At 40.1% G+C, this 15691-nt stretch carries 18 protein-coding genes; 9 read left to right on the forward strand and 9 right to left on the reverse strand.

Annotation, left to right across the window (positions count from 1 at the left end):
• Positions 1–92: 92 nt before the first annotated feature.
• Entirely contained in the window at positions 93–1601 is a 1509-nt protein-coding gene (locus tag H6G92_RS19315; RefSeq protein WP_242059218.1) for a relaxase/mobilization nuclease domain-containing protein, read from the reverse strand.
• A 41-nt stretch (positions 1602–1642) separates the two neighbouring features.
• The gene (locus H6G92_RS19320; protein ID WP_199344880.1) at positions 1643–2029 is read right to left on the reverse strand and encodes a plasmid mobilization protein; all 387 of its coding nucleotides are present in this window, start codon (positions 2027–2029) and stop codon (positions 1643–1645) included.
• A gap of 916 nt (positions 2030–2945) precedes the next feature.
• Here H6G92_RS19320 and H6G92_RS19325 point away from each other — a divergent pair.
• Both H6G92_RS19325 and H6G92_RS19330 read left to right on the forward strand, forming a co-directional pair.
• Positions 2946–3524 (forward strand): hypothetical protein, encoded by a 579-nt coding sequence (locus tag H6G92_RS19325; RefSeq protein WP_190895228.1) that lies wholly within the window; start codon positions 2946–2948, stop codon positions 3522–3524.
• A 30-nt stretch (positions 3525–3554) separates the two neighbouring features.
• Positions 3555–3710: a hypothetical protein gene (locus H6G92_RS19330; RefSeq protein WP_190895229.1), complete on the forward strand. Its 156-nt coding sequence runs from the start codon at positions 3555–3557 to the stop codon at positions 3708–3710.
• A 57-nt stretch (positions 3711–3767) separates the two neighbouring features.
• Here the strand turns inward: H6G92_RS19330 and H6G92_RS19335 are convergent, their stop codons facing one another.
• Positions 3768–3911, reverse strand: coding sequence for a hypothetical protein (locus H6G92_RS19335; protein WP_190895230.1), 144 nt, complete (start codon positions 3909–3911; stop codon positions 3768–3770).
• A gap of 578 nt (positions 3912–4489) precedes the next feature.
• Between H6G92_RS19335 and H6G92_RS19345 the strand changes: the two genes are divergently transcribed.
• From H6G92_RS19345 to H6G92_RS19360, 4 genes are all read left to right on the forward strand, one after another.
• Entirely contained in the window at positions 4490–5734 is a 1245-nt protein-coding gene (locus H6G92_RS19345) for a ParM/StbA family protein (RefSeq protein ID WP_190895232.1), read from the forward strand.
• Positions 5735–6426: 692 nt separating this feature from the next.
• Positions 6427–7230, forward strand: a complete 804-nt coding sequence (locus H6G92_RS19350; protein WP_109013390.1) for a ParA family protein — start codon at positions 6427–6429, stop codon at positions 7228–7230.
• Positions 7231–7233: 3 nt separating this feature from the next.
• Complete coding sequence (locus H6G92_RS19355) at positions 7234–8385, forward strand: ParB/RepB/Spo0J family partition protein (protein WP_190895233.1); 1152 nt, start codon at positions 7234–7236, stop codon at positions 8383–8385.
• 41 nt (positions 8386–8426) lie between these two features.
• A complete protein-coding gene (locus H6G92_RS19360; RefSeq protein ID WP_190895234.1) occupies positions 8427–8576 on the forward strand; it encodes a hypothetical protein in 150 nt (49 codons plus the stop codon).
• A gap of 184 nt (positions 8577–8760) precedes the next feature.
• On the opposite strand, the gene H6G92_RS41165 is transcribed toward H6G92_RS19360, so the two are convergent.
• Both H6G92_RS41165 and H6G92_RS40390 read right to left on the reverse strand, forming a co-directional pair.
• Positions 8761–8937 carry a sigma factor-like helix-turn-helix DNA-binding protein gene (locus H6G92_RS41165; RefSeq protein WP_146110959.1) on the reverse strand — a complete coding sequence of 59 codons (177 nt, stop codon included), beginning with the start codon at positions 8935–8937 and terminating at the stop codon, positions 8761–8763.
• 11 nt (positions 8938–8948) lie between these two features.
• Entirely contained in the window at positions 8949–9074 is a 126-nt protein-coding gene (locus H6G92_RS40390; RefSeq protein WP_277926761.1) for a hypothetical protein, read from the reverse strand.
• A 723-nt stretch (positions 9075–9797) separates the two neighbouring features.
• Between H6G92_RS40390 and H6G92_RS19370 the strand changes: the two genes are divergently transcribed.
• On the forward strand, positions 9798–10736 hold the full coding sequence (locus tag H6G92_RS19370; protein WP_190895235.1) for a ParM/StbA family protein: 939 nt from the start codon (positions 9798–9800) through the stop codon (positions 10734–10736).
• Between the two features lie 35 nt (positions 10737–10771).
• Entirely contained in the window at positions 10772–11062 is a 291-nt protein-coding gene (locus H6G92_RS19375) for a hypothetical protein (protein ID WP_094351830.1), read from the forward strand.
• A 229-nt stretch (positions 11063–11291) separates the two neighbouring features.
• Here the strand turns inward: H6G92_RS19375 and H6G92_RS19380 are convergent, their stop codons facing one another.
• Positions 11292–11711, reverse strand: coding sequence for a hypothetical protein (locus H6G92_RS19380; protein WP_029631539.1), 420 nt, complete (start codon positions 11709–11711; stop codon positions 11292–11294).
• A 73-nt stretch (positions 11712–11784) separates the two neighbouring features.
• A complete protein-coding gene (gene ssb, locus H6G92_RS19385; protein WP_069072286.1) occupies positions 11785–12168 on the reverse strand; it encodes a single-stranded DNA-binding protein in 384 nt (127 codons plus the stop codon).
• Positions 12169–12405: 237 nt separating this feature from the next.
• Here ssb and H6G92_RS19390 point away from each other — a divergent pair, with 237 nt between their 5' ends.
• Entirely contained in the window at positions 12406–13578 is a 1173-nt protein-coding gene (locus tag H6G92_RS19390) for a hypothetical protein (RefSeq protein WP_190895236.1), read from the forward strand.
• A gap of 59 nt (positions 13579–13637) precedes the next feature.
• Here the strand turns inward: H6G92_RS19390 and H6G92_RS19395 are convergent, their stop codons facing one another.
• Entirely contained in the window at positions 13638–14081 is a 444-nt protein-coding gene (locus H6G92_RS19395; protein WP_242059220.1) for a hypothetical protein, read from the reverse strand.
• Between the two features lie 31 nt (positions 14082–14112).
• Positions 14113–15543 (reverse strand): IS4 family transposase, encoded by a 1431-nt coding sequence (locus H6G92_RS19400; protein ID WP_190895238.1) that lies wholly within the window; start codon positions 15541–15543, stop codon positions 14113–14115.
• Positions 15544–15691: the final 148 nt, after the last annotated feature.

The following is a 15691-nucleotide window of genomic DNA, read 5'->3' on the forward strand; positions in this document are numbered from 1 at the left end:
AGTTTGCACTTGGTGACAACTTCGCCAACAGTGTCTTTGCCAGTCCTACCCCTAATTTTGAGTAGATTAAACTCTCTCTATCTACAGATTTACTATTGCTCAATACCTCTTTGCGATCGCTGTTGATTGATTAATGCTTGTTGGGTAAAGAAACGCAGGCTTTCAATCTGCTCGATTTCGTTTGTTGTTAGTCGAGTTGGTATCTCTTCGTACCAGTTTCCCTGACTGTAGCAGGTTTGCATCACAGAAGTATTATCCCCATGACGGTAAACAGTCAGAATATTGGCATCCAAGCTGGCACTCAATTCCTGTCCCTTGATACGGAAATTATTGGTAACAAGCATATAGTCAGTGATTGTAGAAGGCAGATGTTTGAGGTTAGAAGGGAGAAGGTTAGGAAAAGGGGGAGTAGGGGAAGATTGCTCTTGCAGGATTTGTTGAGCAGTGGATAGACGGTTTTCTTCTGAAATATCCTGTTGTGGGTGCTGTTCCTTCAGATGCGGCTGTACTTTTTTCTTAACCTTATTTGCTTCCGACGTGGGTTTATCTTCTAATTTTGGTTGTATTGTCGAAATTTGATCTGGATAATTACTATTTATTACTTTTGTACTCTCAAGTATTTTGGAGTTACTATCGGTATCGCCATTACCATCACTTCTACTGCTGCTAGTAGGTTTATCAGCATACAAATACTCATTATTACTTATAGTATTAATATTTATGCGGTTAATTGCTCTGGCTTTAGCTTGTTGAATTACTTCTTTATCTTTCTCTTGGTCGTATGTTATTCCGTATTCAGACAGCAGTTTGTTCCAACTATAGGGTTTGTATACTTGATAACCAGCGATTTTCACATCATTATGGATGTAGGTAAAGCCTAGTAGTTCCTCCCCCCGCATCTTAGGCAATACCCCAATGTTGTTTTCCTCCAAGCGTTGGATGAACGTGGAGACAGTGGGACTATCCTTGATGGCTTCCCCTATTGCTTGGCGAATAATTTCCTTACTTGTTGGGGTTTTGTGATTACTGTTGACTGCTCTAATACTTTTCGAGCGGTTGGGGCTGGTGAGTGCAGTTATGCCATACTCTTGCTGTAACTTAGAGGCGACGGCTTCATTCGTTGTCGGTGTCACCTCTAATCCTAGTTCCGCCGCGATGCGTCTAGTTGAGACTTGGGAGTTGAAATAATCATAGGAATCATTAACTAAACTGCCATCTAACCGAATTCGGGAGGTAATTATGTGCAGGTGTTCATGGCCGCGATCGCGGTGGCGTACTGCAACGAACTGACTCGTAGCTGCTACAGATGATTCTTCCTTGGGCAAGTATCCCATATCTTTGAGATATTCCCTTGCTACATAGCTGTACTGACTGTCCGACAAATGCTCGTGGTAGTTAGGGCGGTGTGCTATTGAGATAATGAGGTGGGCACACTGCCGTTTAACTGCTTTTTTGGTGTACTTGATGTTGAGAAACTGCTGGTTGAATTCATCGGGGTTTGTTCCCATCATATTAGTATCGACAATCCCAGCATCATCTTTCCCCAAGACATACTTGAGCGTGTCGAGAAAATTCGGTTTTTTATAAATGACGGGAATCAAATTGAGGGAGTTTAAAGTGGATATATAGAACCTGTAATGCCTTATTTATCTTGGCTTGAGGGTGATTTGTCTGGAACGTCTAGGTTAAATGCAGCAGCTATGGTCTGATCTACGAGTGCGATCGCATTATTGACAGTATCCAAAATTTGCTGGTTGTTTGTTTCCTTTGCTAAGTGAGATAACATCATCAGTTCGCTTTTGAGGTTTCCAGCAGTCGCACGGATAGTTATCAAGTCGGCAGATGGTTTTGCCGTTAGTACCCGCCTTAACCCACAGGAACGTAAATACTCAGATGTAGTTACCCCTGTGGCGATCGCTTTTTCCTCAATGGTAGTTTTCTCTTGCTCAAAGAGGTATACCTTGATAGATTTGGTTCGCTTTATGGAGTTACTTACCATACCTTCTTTCACTGCGGGACTGAGTGGCATAGTTAGAGACTGCACTGAGGGACTTGGGGATAACCGGAAATCTGACAACAGTGTGTGGTTTCAATTGCGGGCAATATCGCTGCTATTTTTGGTATAAACTATATTGCATTTAGATGCCGACAGTGAGAGTACTGTAACTATTGTGATATTAATACCATGAGGTTAATATCTTGTGGTTCATTTTGTAATTGACACTGAAGCCCTAAACCTTATTGTTAATTCTGCAATTGCTGGGATGTAGTGATTGTATGGATTATATGGCTATGTCGCCAGCGTGCGAACCGACAGGTAGGCGCTTCTGGAGCAGACGCTACGCGATAGCGTTCGCGTAGCGGGTACTATCCATCATCGTGGATTCAATTATACGTAATTACAATTATTTATAGGTATTATTTTTTAATCTGTTTATTTATCAAACAGTAAATATAGGACAAAAGTAGTATTTTGTACTACAAGATAAGACGATTGGTATTAAAGGACTGTCAATTAATCTAGTTTATTGATAATAACTTTAGTGATAAAATGACCCTACTAAACATACCTTGTTTTAGTTACAGGACTGTACGGCGACAGCAATAGTCTGTTGTGGAATGCGACTGAAGTAAATGCTTGTGCAGAGTGGGTTGTGGGGTTATATCCTAAGTTGATTAACTTCGACATAATGCTGAAATAATTGGGTTAATTTGCCCTCAGAATACCTCAATTATGGGATTGTTAGAGTTTATTTTTCAGTTAATTATTTATTTTGATTGACAAAAATCAAACCCAATTTCACTTAATTGGGGTAATTAGTGTGTCAATTGGGGTAGTTCGGAGTAAATACGGGGGTGAGTTCTCCCACCGTATGGTTAAAGTAAGAGTATTGACAAATAGCTTACTGAGAAGCTTGATTTGCACGTTATATAGAAGAGAAGTTATGGCAAGAGCGAGTAAGCCAGCTGATTCGGTTGAGTTGGCGCGTATCATGCGGAATAAAGATATGGAGGACGGTATAGTAATTAGTTATCTCCAGTCGAAGAAGCGAGGGCAAACTGAGTTAGTATGTGAGGCGCTGCGGGCGTATTACCTACCATTTGCGCTATCTGCTGCTGGGGTATCTGGTGTTGAATTGCAGTCAGCCCTCCATGATGCGATCGCGCAACTTGAAGTTCAGATCATTAAGATGAAACGGACGTTTGGGATGGAGAGGTTGCCCCAGATAGTTCTTGTTAATCCTCATAGTGGAGTTTTCTCGCAAGGTGCAACTGGGTTACAACCAACAGTTGGAACTAATGGTATGGAAATAACTCCTATTTCAGCTAATTCGGTTCCCCCTTCAGTTTCTTTTTTTGATTCCACTGGGCCAAGTCCTGTGTCGTTACCTGTTGCGACAGAACCAGTCGGATCAAATGTTTTGGAAGAAGATTCCGAAGATGATGGGTTCTTTAATGATGACGAGGATGATCCAATTTCTAAGGCAGAAATAGAAGTTGATGCAGGATTTCGTCTGGAGTGAGGGAATTATGAGGATATGGGTGGTTAGGTGTTGAAGAAAAGCGTACTCTCTGCCTTTGCTTGTGATACTTGTGTAAGTCCTGTGCTTGTCCTGTTTGTTTGTCGTTGTAGGCAATATCTCCTGAAGTGCGATCGCCTGGCGCTGTTGTTAGGAGATGCTTTTCACCTCTCCATTGGGCGCATTTAGAAGGAGTTTTTCCTCAAGCACCTGCACTGCATTCCTCAAAGTTTCTATGAAACCATTTCAGCCATACATTTGGTCAAACCCTTTGGTCGAGTGCATCAACAGTATTTGACCGAACTGGAAAGGCGATCGCATTCTAGTTTTAGAGGTGCGATCGCCTGGAATAATCACTTTATATATCTCATCTGTAAAAGCTACAATCAAAAATTTGACAGCAAAGCAAATGTGTAATTAACCCCATTTGACATACCTTGTTATTGACCAAGACTGCACAATTACGATACTTTTTACTGGGGTAATTGCGGGGATGGTTGAGGTAATACGGGGTGTGATCATAACAATCGCATTGTTTGAACTACAGCTAAAAAGGTAATTTTATTTAATAATTCAACTTTTCGTTGATACAGAATTTGGGTGTGATTGGGGTAATTTAGTCATAATTTAGGAGGTGTTTTGATCATAAGGTATTAAAGTAATCTTTAGTACTCTAATGTACTTAGAGTTTACGGTTTTAATTTGGTATTAGTGTTATGGAGGTACTTCAGTTAGCCCTCTGGCAATTTGCTGTAGTTGCCGGCAGTTTGCAGTGGACTTTCTACTCAATGGAGTTGAGTATGAATGCTATATCGCCATCGAAGAACATCGCCGTAATGGTTTTTTTTCTACGCACTTTGTATGTAAAAAAGCTGTTAAACCCTGTAAAGAAAGTGTTTTACACCACAGTATTTTTCCCATTTCGGTTAAATTGGGAACGATAGTAAAAGGTAATAAAAGATAAAGATATGCCCAAAACTAAGGAGAAAACAGACGTAAAAAAGGTAGTAATTACGATTGACATGGGTGCAAGTAAAACCAAGGCGATCGTTCAAGAGTATCCAGAGGGAAAGCCTGTTGTTTTACTTTTCGACTCAGAAGTAGCAGATATTGCTAAAGCTTCGATTGAGAGCGTTCAACAAGAAGGTAGTCCTGAATCTCGTACTTGGGTAGGAATAGGCGATGAGTATTGCGCCTTGGGAGAGCTTGCCCGTCGTCGGTTTGGGGGTATATCGCAGCTGAAGGAGCTAAAGTACGAACTAGCAGTCCCTAAAATTTGTGGTGCATTTTGGCTGGCTAAGGAGAAGTTGAACCTGGGTAATGATGTTGCAGCTTACTTGAGCATTCTGCTACCGCCCGGTGAAGTGCAAGACAAAGAACAGTTACAAGTTCGGTTGAAGGATGCGTTTCGAGGATTTGATACACCAGCAGGTAAGATGCGGGTGAAAATGCTTCGTTATGATGCAGCTTCTGAGGGTAGTGGGATATTTTTTCACCGTAGACGAACGCTTGGCAATAATATGCCTGCTTCTATGTATGTAATGCTTGGTTATCGCAACGCAAGTATTTTCACCTTTCGCAGTGGTTCAATTGGTGCGGGAATAACCAGCAATTTTGGTATGTCTTGGCTGGTGAATAATTTTACTTCCAAAACATCGGGACTAAGCCCTGATAATCCCAATATTATCGAGGTGTTGGTAGAAGCTGGAGTTAGTTGTGACTCCCAGGTGATGCAGAAACTCTCACGCAAGCGCAAAGGTGATGAAATTCAACTTGATGGCGAGTCGATGTCCAAGGCTTTATTGCTTGCTAGAGATGAATATTGGCGTGCGATCGTCAGGTGGTTGCGCTCGAAGATGGATGAGGATATTGAAGAACTGGTGTTTTGCGGAGGGACTGCGGATTATATTCGTCCAGAAATAGACGCTTACTTCCAGAAAGAGGGAATTAAGGTATCCTGGCACGGTAACATTTTTATACCTGATGAGATATCTTCCGGTATTGGCAATCGGATGGCGGATGTCTGGGCGCTCTACCAGTATATGATTATTCAGTTTGATGAGTTGACTGGTTATACCCGCTCTGAGGTTGTACTGCTAACTAAATCCGCTGAAGGTAGTACAGATAATCCAGATGAAGAAGTTAAACGTAAGTATAATTTTACGCCTTGTGAGCGACCTAGTACCTTTATTGCTGTGAACGAGAATGTTTGATTAGCTCAGAAAAAGTAGTGTAGTTGCAGTCCTTGTAACTATACTTCTGGGATGCTTTTTACGTAACTTCTCAATAACCACTGCAAGAATGAGCCGATTACTCGTGGTTAGGTGAGAATAGCTAGTTTTAGGGGATTGAAAATACTTCCTTGTTGGCAGCGCCCCTTTCTGTAATGACGTTAGATAGATAGAGAATATTGTTATCCCGCTTCAATCGAGTAAACTTTGAACAAAGACTGTTGTTCCGCGTAGAATCTTCTTGGCAGGGTGGTCATATTACGTCAATAGAAGATTTTTCTTCTCAATAAGCTAAAAAAAGTCGCATTAATAGCTACTTCTTGACACAGCTTAAAAGGTTGAAATGACACTAAAATTATGTTGTTAGTTTTTATACTTAATAACCTGCTTGCACAAAGGCAATAATGCTTTTTTACGGAACTGTTTGATTGAGCAAGTGCTGAGTGAATATCTCTTTGACGGTGTATATTTCTTTTTGTGTACAATTCTACGCTAGGCAATCTGTGTAGCTAGGTCGATGTTTCCTGTAAGTAATCATCTGTGTTGATAGCAATCCTTGTTAGAGAAATCAGAAAAATGATATAACATTATCTCAAAATTATTCACCCAAACTGATATAACGTTATCTCATGACTGGGAGTCGTAAATATAGTAATCAAGAAAGAGAAAAAATTATGCCTGCCAATTTGACCCTTTCGATTGAGACAAACGCTGGAGGTGTGGCGAAAAGTACTATTTCATACAATCTTGCGTATGAATTGGGTGTTCGTGGCTATTCAGTGGCACTATTAGACATCGATCCTAACGAATCATTGACATTATTTTGTGGATTAGGAGAATTTAAAACACAGGGAACAATGGCTAATGTTTACCATCCAGACTTCAATGGGAACTGGCCTTTAGTTACAGCTTGGCAAGGTAAGATTGACAAAATTCAAGTTTGTAAAGGCGGAAAGGAATTACACGAAACAATTCGGGAAGTTTCAAAGGATCTGCGTGGAGCTTATACTCTTGCAGATCGGTTGAGTGATTACCCCTTATCTCACGATTTTGTAATTATCGATTGTCCTGCAACATTGGAGCCTTTACCACTGACTGCTCTTGCAGCTTCTAGCCACGTGTTAATTCCCATTCAACCTGAATACAAGGCTTCTCAAAGTGCTGCGGCGATGATTGAGTGGTACTATTTCAACTGCAAGCGGCTGAGATTGAAACCGACTCCGAAAATATTAGGTATAGTTCCTACTCGTTGGAAAAGTGATTGGGGAGCGCATAGAAGTATTGTTGAGGAACTTCCCCTAGTCTGTAAGAATTTGGGAATTCAGTATTTTAGCCCAATTCGAGAATCAGCGGATATTCTTAATGCTTCTGGTAGAGGGCTACCTCTAGGGATTTACAGACCGGGTAAAGAGGCAAGAGGAGATTTTCTGCCAATTGTTGATGCACTAGTTAACGAACTTAAGCTAATAAGAGGTTAATCGATGACAAAATTAAACAAACCGAGTGTACTTGGAATGTTTGCTTCTGCTGCTGATTCACAACAGATATTTGAGCTTGAAGAACGAGTAGAAGATTTACAGGCAGAGATTACAAGATTAAAAGATGAACAAGCACAGGGAAAGCTTGCTGAAGAAGAACGTACACTCCTCAATCAAACTATTGAAGACCTACGAGAACATTTGAAAGCATCTGGGATTTTTAAAATTCACTATAGTGAAGTAAGACCCAATCCCAAACAAGCAAGGCAAACATTTACTTCGGATAGTATTCGGAGTATGGCTGTTTCAATTAGAGAGGAAGGGCAACAACAGCCGATTATCTTACTACCGGGAAATCTCATTTTTGATGGAGAACGGAGATGGAGATCAGTTGCAGAAGAGTTACAGCCAGAAATTGAAACACTGGATGCAGTGATGCTTCAGAAAGAACTTTCTGAAGAGGAATTACATGCACGCACTTTATTAACTAGTCTTCACCGAGAAAGCTTGAATGAGCTAGATTTAGCCGAAGGTTTGATTCAACAGGCTAAGTTAGCTTTGGAATTTGAACAGGAAGAAGTAGTTAGAGCACTTAGGAGAGCAATAGCTAGATTAAACGCAAAAAAACTGTTGCCCCAATTAACTGAATTGGTTATTTTAACTAGAAAAGAGCAGTCAGAAGGCATTAAAGCATTTAATTTAGACGAAATAGAACAAAGTATTCTTCTGTTATTACTACGTTTTCAACAAAATCCAGCATCAGTAGATGCAAATATCTTTCCTTGCTTACGGCTTTCAGAAGACTTAAAAATTGCGATTAGACAATCAGGACTTGGTGCAAACCATGCCCGGTCACTCCAAAAACTAAATTCTAAAAATTTAAAAGTTGAAGAAACTAAAGCTCTTAAAATCCGACAGGATGCTACATCACAAGTTTTGCAAGAAAGGCTAACAGTCGCTCAAACTCGTTTTCTAGTTGCCCAAACTATTGCTGAACATGCTCCTGAAACAAAACCTAAACCAAGTCACCAAATCAGTTCTCTAATTCGAGATGTCTCAGCAACTAAGGTCGAAGATATCCAGCAAGAGCAACTGAGAGATTTATTGGCTGTATTAGAAGCTAAGGCAAAAGAGATTCGGAAAAAGTTGGACTAATACTATCTCGTCCGACTTAGTTCACTGAATCGGAGATGTCCATGAAATCTATCGAGTGCCCATCTAAACTACCCAAACGGCTTTCGCCTGAATCCCGCAGAGTCAAACCAGAATTATCAGCCGAACGGTTTCAGCATGTGAGATTTCTAGACTGTGACAAAGCAGTGAACCGAATTATATTTGAGTGCTAACACTGCCAAGAGAGGATACTTTGTGAGTTTACGGGTGAGCCTGTAGTTGGAGAATATAATGGATGGTCTTCAATCATCCAAGTTAAAGTTCAATACCCCAACTCTGAGCAAACTGCTATTAGAGTGAGTACGGAAGAAGTGCTTTCTACAATAGTGATTCCTTCTCCTTGGATATAAATAATTTTCAACAAACCAAATAATTTTTAATCTGGTCTTGCTCACGTCGTAAAGCTTTCATTCCTTGTCCATGAGCAGAGCGTACCTTGGAATGACTAAAATTGAATTTTTGTGCAATCTGTTTTACAGTTAGCTTGCCCTGTCCCTCCAGTCCAAACTGTAACGTTAAGACTTGGACGTTGATTTGGCTTCAAGTCAGCTGACAAATTCTCCAAATCTGACCAGTTGACCAAGCTTTTGGATTTGGGTTAACTGTGCTTCTGTTTTATTTACGTCGGTAGCTAGTTCAGCCCTAGTTGGGGAACGCTCTAGTCGTTGCACTTGAGAATCGTTTTGCTTATCAAGTTTTGCATTGACCTTACAAGTCTTGTGTAGACAATCTTTTACTCTGGCAATAGCCTCGGAAAGCGACCAATTTTTCGTAGGTAAATTCCAACTGTATCAAAGCTTGGCTAGACATCTTGCGTGGTGGGAAGCTAATTTAAACAAAGATATTGACAGTAGAGTATAAATCAAACAGTCAACCATTTCAGAGGGTGTAGGGAACCCATGTTTTGAAACGTGGGATTTAAGCAAGGAGCGGAGGCGGAGACATTCCGCCTCTGCGCTTTGTATTTCGCGCTATGCGTCTCGAAATAAATATTTTTTTAAGTGGGCTTTAGACCACAACTAAAGTTTCCTATTCCTTCTTCTCTATTTTTTTGTAAGTTAATTTCTACTACGTTCATAGAAAAGATTTCAAAAATTCTGATGGGGGCTGTATGGGGGCTATGTGTACCCCAAAAATAGATTAGGACTTTGACGAGAATTTGACACCTACATGGGGGCTTCTTGGGGGCTAAGTGGGGTACAAAATATCAAATAGCTAAATATACCCCACTTAGCCCCCAAGGGGTATGATAAGCTCTTGAGGTTAGAGAGGGAAGGGACAGAGTTCTGGGGAAAGACTCATAGCAAGTTATTCTTCTCTCCCCTGCTTTCCTGCTCCCCTAAATAATCTGAACAGATAACTTTCACAAATCAAAACGTATTGACTTGATCCCTATGTCAAACATTCACGCCTTGCAAAAAATTTTTCCTGCTGGCTTTGATAACGGTTATGGAAGCCTAAAACTTTTAGTCGATGGTTTTGAAGTAGTTCGTGTACCAAGCTATATTTCCACAGCCGACATGGAAGATGTACCCGGACGAGTAGTTTTTAACGGTACTGCTTACACTGTCGGGGAATCAGCTTTCCGTACAGGAAATTATTTTGACCGGAACACGGATAACAATGAAAACAAAGTCAATAATGCATTGCTGACATTATTCGGTGCATTGGCACATCTGCCACACCGTAAGGCTTGGCACTTAAAATTAGTCGTCAGCTTACATGATGTTGGTCTGGCTGACGAATTGCAAAAAGTACTCAGTGGAGAATATCAGCCAATACTTGCTGGCAAACAATCAGAGGTGAAAGTAGAAGTGCTGAAAATAGTACTAGAGGGGATGGGTGCATTGTTTGGGCATCCATTACCCAAAAAGCTAACGATATTAGACTTTGGCAATGGTACGACCTTGTATTCTCGTTATAACCAGGGAAAACGAGAAGTTCACACCGCCTACCCCACAGGCGTAGAAGTTCTCATTGATGATATTTCCCAAAAAATGAAACATCTAAATGGGGGAAAAATCGGGGATGCATCCAAGATTCGATTTTGTCTGGAAATGGGGCATACCAAGTACAGCCGTGACATTGATATCAAAGATATATACAGCACTTGTTTGAAAGATTGGTATGAAAAATACTTAAAAAAAGTGGTGAATCTGACACTTGATGCCAAGCACCAAGGGGATGAAATCTGGGCGATAGGTGGAGGCTGCCTCTTACCTGGATTCAAGAAACTATTAGAGAAAAACGGGTTCAAAATACTGGACAACCCGGTAGAAGCTAACGTCTTTGGGCTTCTAGAAATGGCAAAAACCATTACGAGCAAGAATTAACCAAACACATCTGGAAAGTGAAGTTATAACAAACAATGACAAATAAACAAGACTTAGCTCCGGTAAAAATTCGGCTCAAAGAAAACTACCGAGAACGCATATTTGCAGAATCCCAACAACTAGGTAAAAGTTATCTGGAGACGCTTTATTTTATTATTGATTGCTATTTTGTTTTCATAAAGGCTGGATTAGCCACACAACAAGTAGCTTTCACGCCGCTTACTACTAACGAAAACAGACTCCAGCAGCCAATTCCCCAGCCATCTACAGACCAAAAACTAGAAGAGCCTGATGGCGAAACATTCATTCTCGATTTTGAATTATAACCGTCAGATGAAGTTGGCAACGGTAATTCCCAACTCGTGGGGTAATTATGTTAAAAAAGCTTTAAATTTAGCTCTTGTGTAAGTATTTCAGTATTTATGTACTATATAAGATGAGTTGATGTCAGCGATTTTACCAAACAGTAGATTTTTATTCTGGATTTCTATAAAAAAATAATGCCAGTACTAACAAGTAACCCTGTATGTACTAGCATTATTTAGTTAATTGGGTCTAGAACGGAGGTTCTTGATCTAGGTCTTCATCTGTCGAAGTAACGTTATCTTCGAGTAGTTCTTTGGCAAAATCGGGAGTTTCTGGCGAGTGAGGGGTTTTACTAACCTGGGTGAGTTCGTTGATGGGTTGTGCTGACATAAAGTTTCTGATTACGAATGTGGCAATCTTTTCTTTGTAATCACCCCTGTTATCAACTAGCAAATCGAGATATCCTTCTGCTGTGCCGTGTACGCCTTCCCCCTGTTCGTTAATAACGACGGCGGGTGCGCCCTTGGAACGGAATGGCATCTCGTCAGCAACTACTCCTTCCTTGGAACGGTAGTAGAATTCGGCGATCCCAAAGGCAATCAAGGAACCTTCTTTGTCGTGGGTAGTGTTCACTGACTTAAGATTTATAGTTGCAGTATTATGAATCATGTTCGTTTTGTTTGTAGATTGATTAGATGGTTTATCGCCTACGATTTATAGTGCATAGGCGATTTGTAATTTCCTAGAAATTTGCGTTAGCTACAGTCTGTGTTTCGTTTGGTGCAGAAGTGGATGTAGATTCTTCCTTACGGGGTGAACCTAACAATTCAATGGCGTTGATTGTAATTACGGGTTTTTGCCGCATAGTGCCAGAATTTTTATCTGCCCAACGATCAAATCCAAACTCGCCAGTAATTGCAATCTGGGTTCCTTTACGAACGTAATTTCCAATCACTTCTGCTTGATTTCCCCAGGCGACTAAATCAAACCAAAGGGCTTGTTCACTTCTGTAGGGTGGTCTTACTGCAATAGACATTGAAGCCTTAACTGCGCCAGACTCGAAATATTTGAGTTCTGGTTCTTGTCCGCATCTGCCAACCAGCATGACTTTGTTGATATAGTTCATAACGCAAGGATTTATATATTTCTCTTATTGCTGCGTCAGCATTAGTTCTTTCAGAATTTATTATTTTGACGAGTTGTTTTATTTAAACCACATTCTTTTTTATTCATACCTATGAGTTATTCTTTGTCCTTGTTTATCCTAAAATTGTGGTTTTTACTAGGGAACGACAAGTTACTCTGTGCTATGGTGGTATCGCAATTAATATGGTCTGTATCTAAAAATTACAAGTAATGACTTATGCTTGAATATCTTCTCCTGAAGCGAGTAAGTATTTGTAAGCTGATGCTTTTGGCTTTGATGTGGATACAGTCGGATGAGGATAGCCAAAACCAGCTGACTTCTGACTATTCATCTTCTTTGCGGGTAGAAAATCTTACCTGGTTAGGAGAAACATCTGTTGGAGAAGATGTAGAGCATTTTTGCGATGTTTCCAATACAACTAGGATAGGCGTTTGGGGAGAAATCCTAGAACTGAAATTAGTAGATATAATTGCTGATTTACCGACTTGTTTGCACGATGCGTCATGGTTTGCTCTACTGGCAATTACCATGATGCTAGTAGATAAGGAACTAGACCAAGTATGCGTGCATTCACAAGATGAGTATTTTGCCCGGACTATCGCGCTTGAAATTTTAGCAGATTTGGGTGATTCTTACTTAGCCAAAGGTCATCCTTATTTAGATTTTCCTCTATCGTTAGAAGACGCTAAATCATTACTGCCAGTTAATAGAAAGCAAGAGCTAGAAATCGAGTTAGATAAATTTATTATTGATACTTATGAAGACGATTTTGATGATGAATCTCCAGACCTTAATGAATTTTCACCCATCTATTTACAAGAGATTTTAAAAGAGTTTTTTATTGAATCTGATTGGCAGGGTGATATCAATCAAGAGGCTGTTGCCCAACTCCAACAGAAGTATGGTTTGCAGTATTCCGAAGGTGCGTTTTCTCCTGAAACTGAGGGACACGAACGTTGGGGGAAAACGCTTGTTTTTCTAAAACAGTTTATAGGTCTGGATTCCAGTTTTATCGAAAGCCAGAGCGATTTATTCCTTGATGATAAATCTCAGGTGGCTGATTTACCTGATTACTTCTGTATCGAGTCTCATTTAGAACGTTGGCAAGACCGAACAGTTGTTTTATCACGGTTGGTTCATACTTTGGTTTATTTTTTGCTAGTAGGGCAAAATTATCATCCCAGTCATCTGCAAGATTTGATAGCTATTCCAGCTTCTTCGCGCGCCATATCCAGCTTACAAGCTTGTTTGGGTGTAGCTGCTTACAGAAGTGGTTATTACATGGCTGCTTCAAATATTCCTGAATCAGAAGTTGGGTGCAACTGGCTTTTAGAAAAAGCTTTCCCTAGCCTGCGTGAGTTTTATCAAACAGGTCGGTTGAGTGGCTGACTTTTCACGGGATGTGGAAAAGAAAAAGTGGTTCGCGATGTTCTATCGCGAACCACTCACTATTCTTTATTATATTTGGAAGTTTCTTCGACAAAATCTTTTAAACCCTGTTTGAGAACCTCAATTGAACGATCTAAAGCTTCAATTTTAGTCCTTGCAGTAATTTGTTCAATGGCATTTATGTAGGCAAGACTACCTGCCTTACCTAAATGCTTGTACTTGGAAAGTTTGCCATCAATCTGAGTCGGAAATATCGCAGTTGTGGCTTGTAGTTTATAGTACCAGTAAAAAGCTTTTCGCCCTTTTGCTAAGTAACGAGCTATCCTGCAACCAGGTGGTGCAACCTGATTCGAGTCGTGTATACTAGCTACTTCTTGTTCAAGCCGCTCCAAGATGTTGACAACTTGATCTATACGTTTGTGTAAATCCTCTTGAGCTATGGTTTTTCGGTCTTTCGACATAAAATTAACCAATGCAATTCGCGATGCTTTGTCGCGAACCATATTCCTCTGTTAGAAACTCAAGTAACTAAAATCAATATATTGATTTTAGATTTTCATGCAGCAACCAACCAAGACATAAGGTTTCTAATTCCAACCAGCCTCGCCACAAAACTTGTATCCCAATAGGGCTATTCTTCCTATGTTCTAAGTATCCCCCTAGCCGTGCAATTGCTCTAATTGCCCAATCAACTGTAAGCTCTACGTCCTTTTTTTGTTTGGGTGGAGTACTAGCAAGTAGCACATCCATTTGTATTTTTGTTAACACTAATTCTGCCGAACTATGCGGTGAATTTCGATGTAAATAAGTCATTCGCAGTAATTGTGCGGCAATCACTGTTAAAAAACCTAACATTGTTGACATACTCTCCCCTGCCAAGCGGTAACTTTCCGCTTTACAGCCAGATTTTAGTATTTTGTGATACTCTTCTATCCGCCAGCGATACGTATACCAGCGAAGGATTTGAGATGCTTCTGCCTGTGTTGTTACTAACTCGCTTGTCAGTAGCATCCACGTAACTGGTTCGCATCCGTCTGGCACATTAATCTCTGTCGCAAAGAGCGCGTAAACGTTAAAATTACCGGACTTTTTTAATCGAGAAGGAGGATTTATTGATACTGGACAATATCTGATTTCTAAAGTTGCGGTTCTTTCTTTTCGCTTTTTAGTTTCAGGTAATTTAACCTCTTTTACAAACTGCACTTTTTGAGATGTTACATACTCCCAGAAATAAGAGTTTTCTCCTGATAAACAACGATTGTGAGCGGCTCTGACAACTACACCTGTATTTTTATTTTTACGTTGAAGTGCAAATACTTCTGCAATATCTCCTTCACGGTCAAAGACATGAATTACTCTTGTGAGTAGCCCACCATCAGGCATTTCTAAATTTTTAAATAATTTGTTTACTTTCTGAAAAGCTTCAACCCATCGATAAGATTCTTTCTCTTTAAAAGCTCTATTCTTCGCGATTAAACGTTCTTTTTTTAATCGCTTTTTTTTTGCCGTAGATGTTTCATCTGGTGGTGGAGAGGCTTTATGCTGTCGATGCCACAATTTCTCCCATAATAGTCCTAGTGGCTGACCAAAGTCTGGGTCTAGTGCTAAAGAAGTATGTAAAATTAGTCCGTTCCCACCATTGCCTGTAGGCCCATAATCATCTCTTTTTTGTAAGATTTTTTTATAATCCAGATAAGTAGTATCTCCTACCGCTAATACTATTGGTATGCCATAAATCTCTTGTGCCGTCTGTTTAAAATATGGTTGGGTCAATTTCTCAAAAGTTGTTTTGGGGTTAGAAAAGAATTCGTAACTACGTTTTAGGTCACTAGCGCTTGGAAATATTTGTGATAGAGGCTCACCATATTTTACTTTTAAAGCCTCCGCAATTAACACTGCTCTGTTCGTCAGACGTTTGTCATCAAAATCACAATCACGGTACGGGTTTGCTTCTAATAGTTTCATTTGCACCCCAAAATACGATACTAAGCTAATCAGCATTTAAATTGCAATATAACCATTATTTCCTTTGTTTTTTATATTTCGATGCCACTTAATGACTAACTCACCCTGATTCAATAGCTTATCAAGTATTGACTTCAACTCATCTACT

The sequence above is a fragment of the Nostoc foliaceum FACHB-393 genome, assembly GCF_014698505.1.
GTDB lineage: Bacteria > Cyanobacteriota > Cyanobacteriia > Cyanobacteriales > Nostocaceae > Nostoc > Nostoc foliaceum_A.

What these genes read in the sequence shown, in the direction of transcription:
- ssb (WP_069072286.1), bottom strand. Translation starts at nt 12,168, where the DNA reads ATGAACTATATCAACAAAGTCATGCTGGTTGGCAGATGCGGACAAGAA.
- H6G92_RS19380 (WP_029631539.1), bottom strand. Translation starts at nt 11,711, where the DNA reads ATGATTCATAATACTGCAACTATAAATCTTAAGTCAGTGAACACTACC.
- H6G92_RS19370 (WP_190895235.1), top strand. Translation starts at nt 9,798, where the DNA reads ATGTCAAACATTCACGCCTTGCAAAAAATTTTTCCTGCTGGCTTTGAT.
- H6G92_RS19325 (WP_190895228.1), top strand. Translation starts at nt 2,946, where the DNA reads ATGGCAAGAGCGAGTAAGCCAGCTGATTCGGTTGAGTTGGCGCGTATC.
- H6G92_RS19355 (WP_190895233.1), top strand. Translation starts at nt 7,234, where the DNA reads ATGACAAAATTAAACAAACCGAGTGTACTTGGAATGTTTGCTTCTGCT.
- H6G92_RS19390 (WP_190895236.1), top strand. Translation starts at nt 12,406, where the DNA reads ATGCTTGAATATCTTCTCCTGAAGCGAGTAAGTATTTGTAAGCTGATG.
- H6G92_RS19345 (WP_190895232.1), top strand. Translation starts at nt 4,490, where the DNA reads ATGCCCAAAACTAAGGAGAAAACAGACGTAAAAAAGGTAGTAATTACG.
- H6G92_RS19350 (WP_109013390.1), top strand. Translation starts at nt 6,427, where the DNA reads ATGCCTGCCAATTTGACCCTTTCGATTGAGACAAACGCTGGAGGTGTG.
- H6G92_RS19395 (WP_242059220.1), bottom strand. Translation starts at nt 14,081, where the DNA reads ATGGTTCGCGACAAAGCATCGCGAATTGCATTGGTTAATTTTATGTCG.
- H6G92_RS19320 (WP_199344880.1), bottom strand. Translation starts at nt 2,029, where the DNA reads ATGCCACTCAGTCCCGCAGTGAAAGAAGGTATGGTAAGTAACTCCATA.
- H6G92_RS19400 (WP_190895238.1), bottom strand. Translation starts at nt 15,543, where the DNA reads ATGAAACTATTAGAAGCAAACCCGTACCGTGATTGTGATTTTGATGAC.
- H6G92_RS19375 (WP_094351830.1), top strand. Translation starts at nt 10,772, where the DNA reads ATGACAAATAAACAAGACTTAGCTCCGGTAAAAATTCGGCTCAAAGAA.
- H6G92_RS19360 (WP_190895234.1), top strand. Translation starts at nt 8,427, where the DNA reads ATGAAATCTATCGAGTGCCCATCTAAACTACCCAAACGGCTTTCGCCT.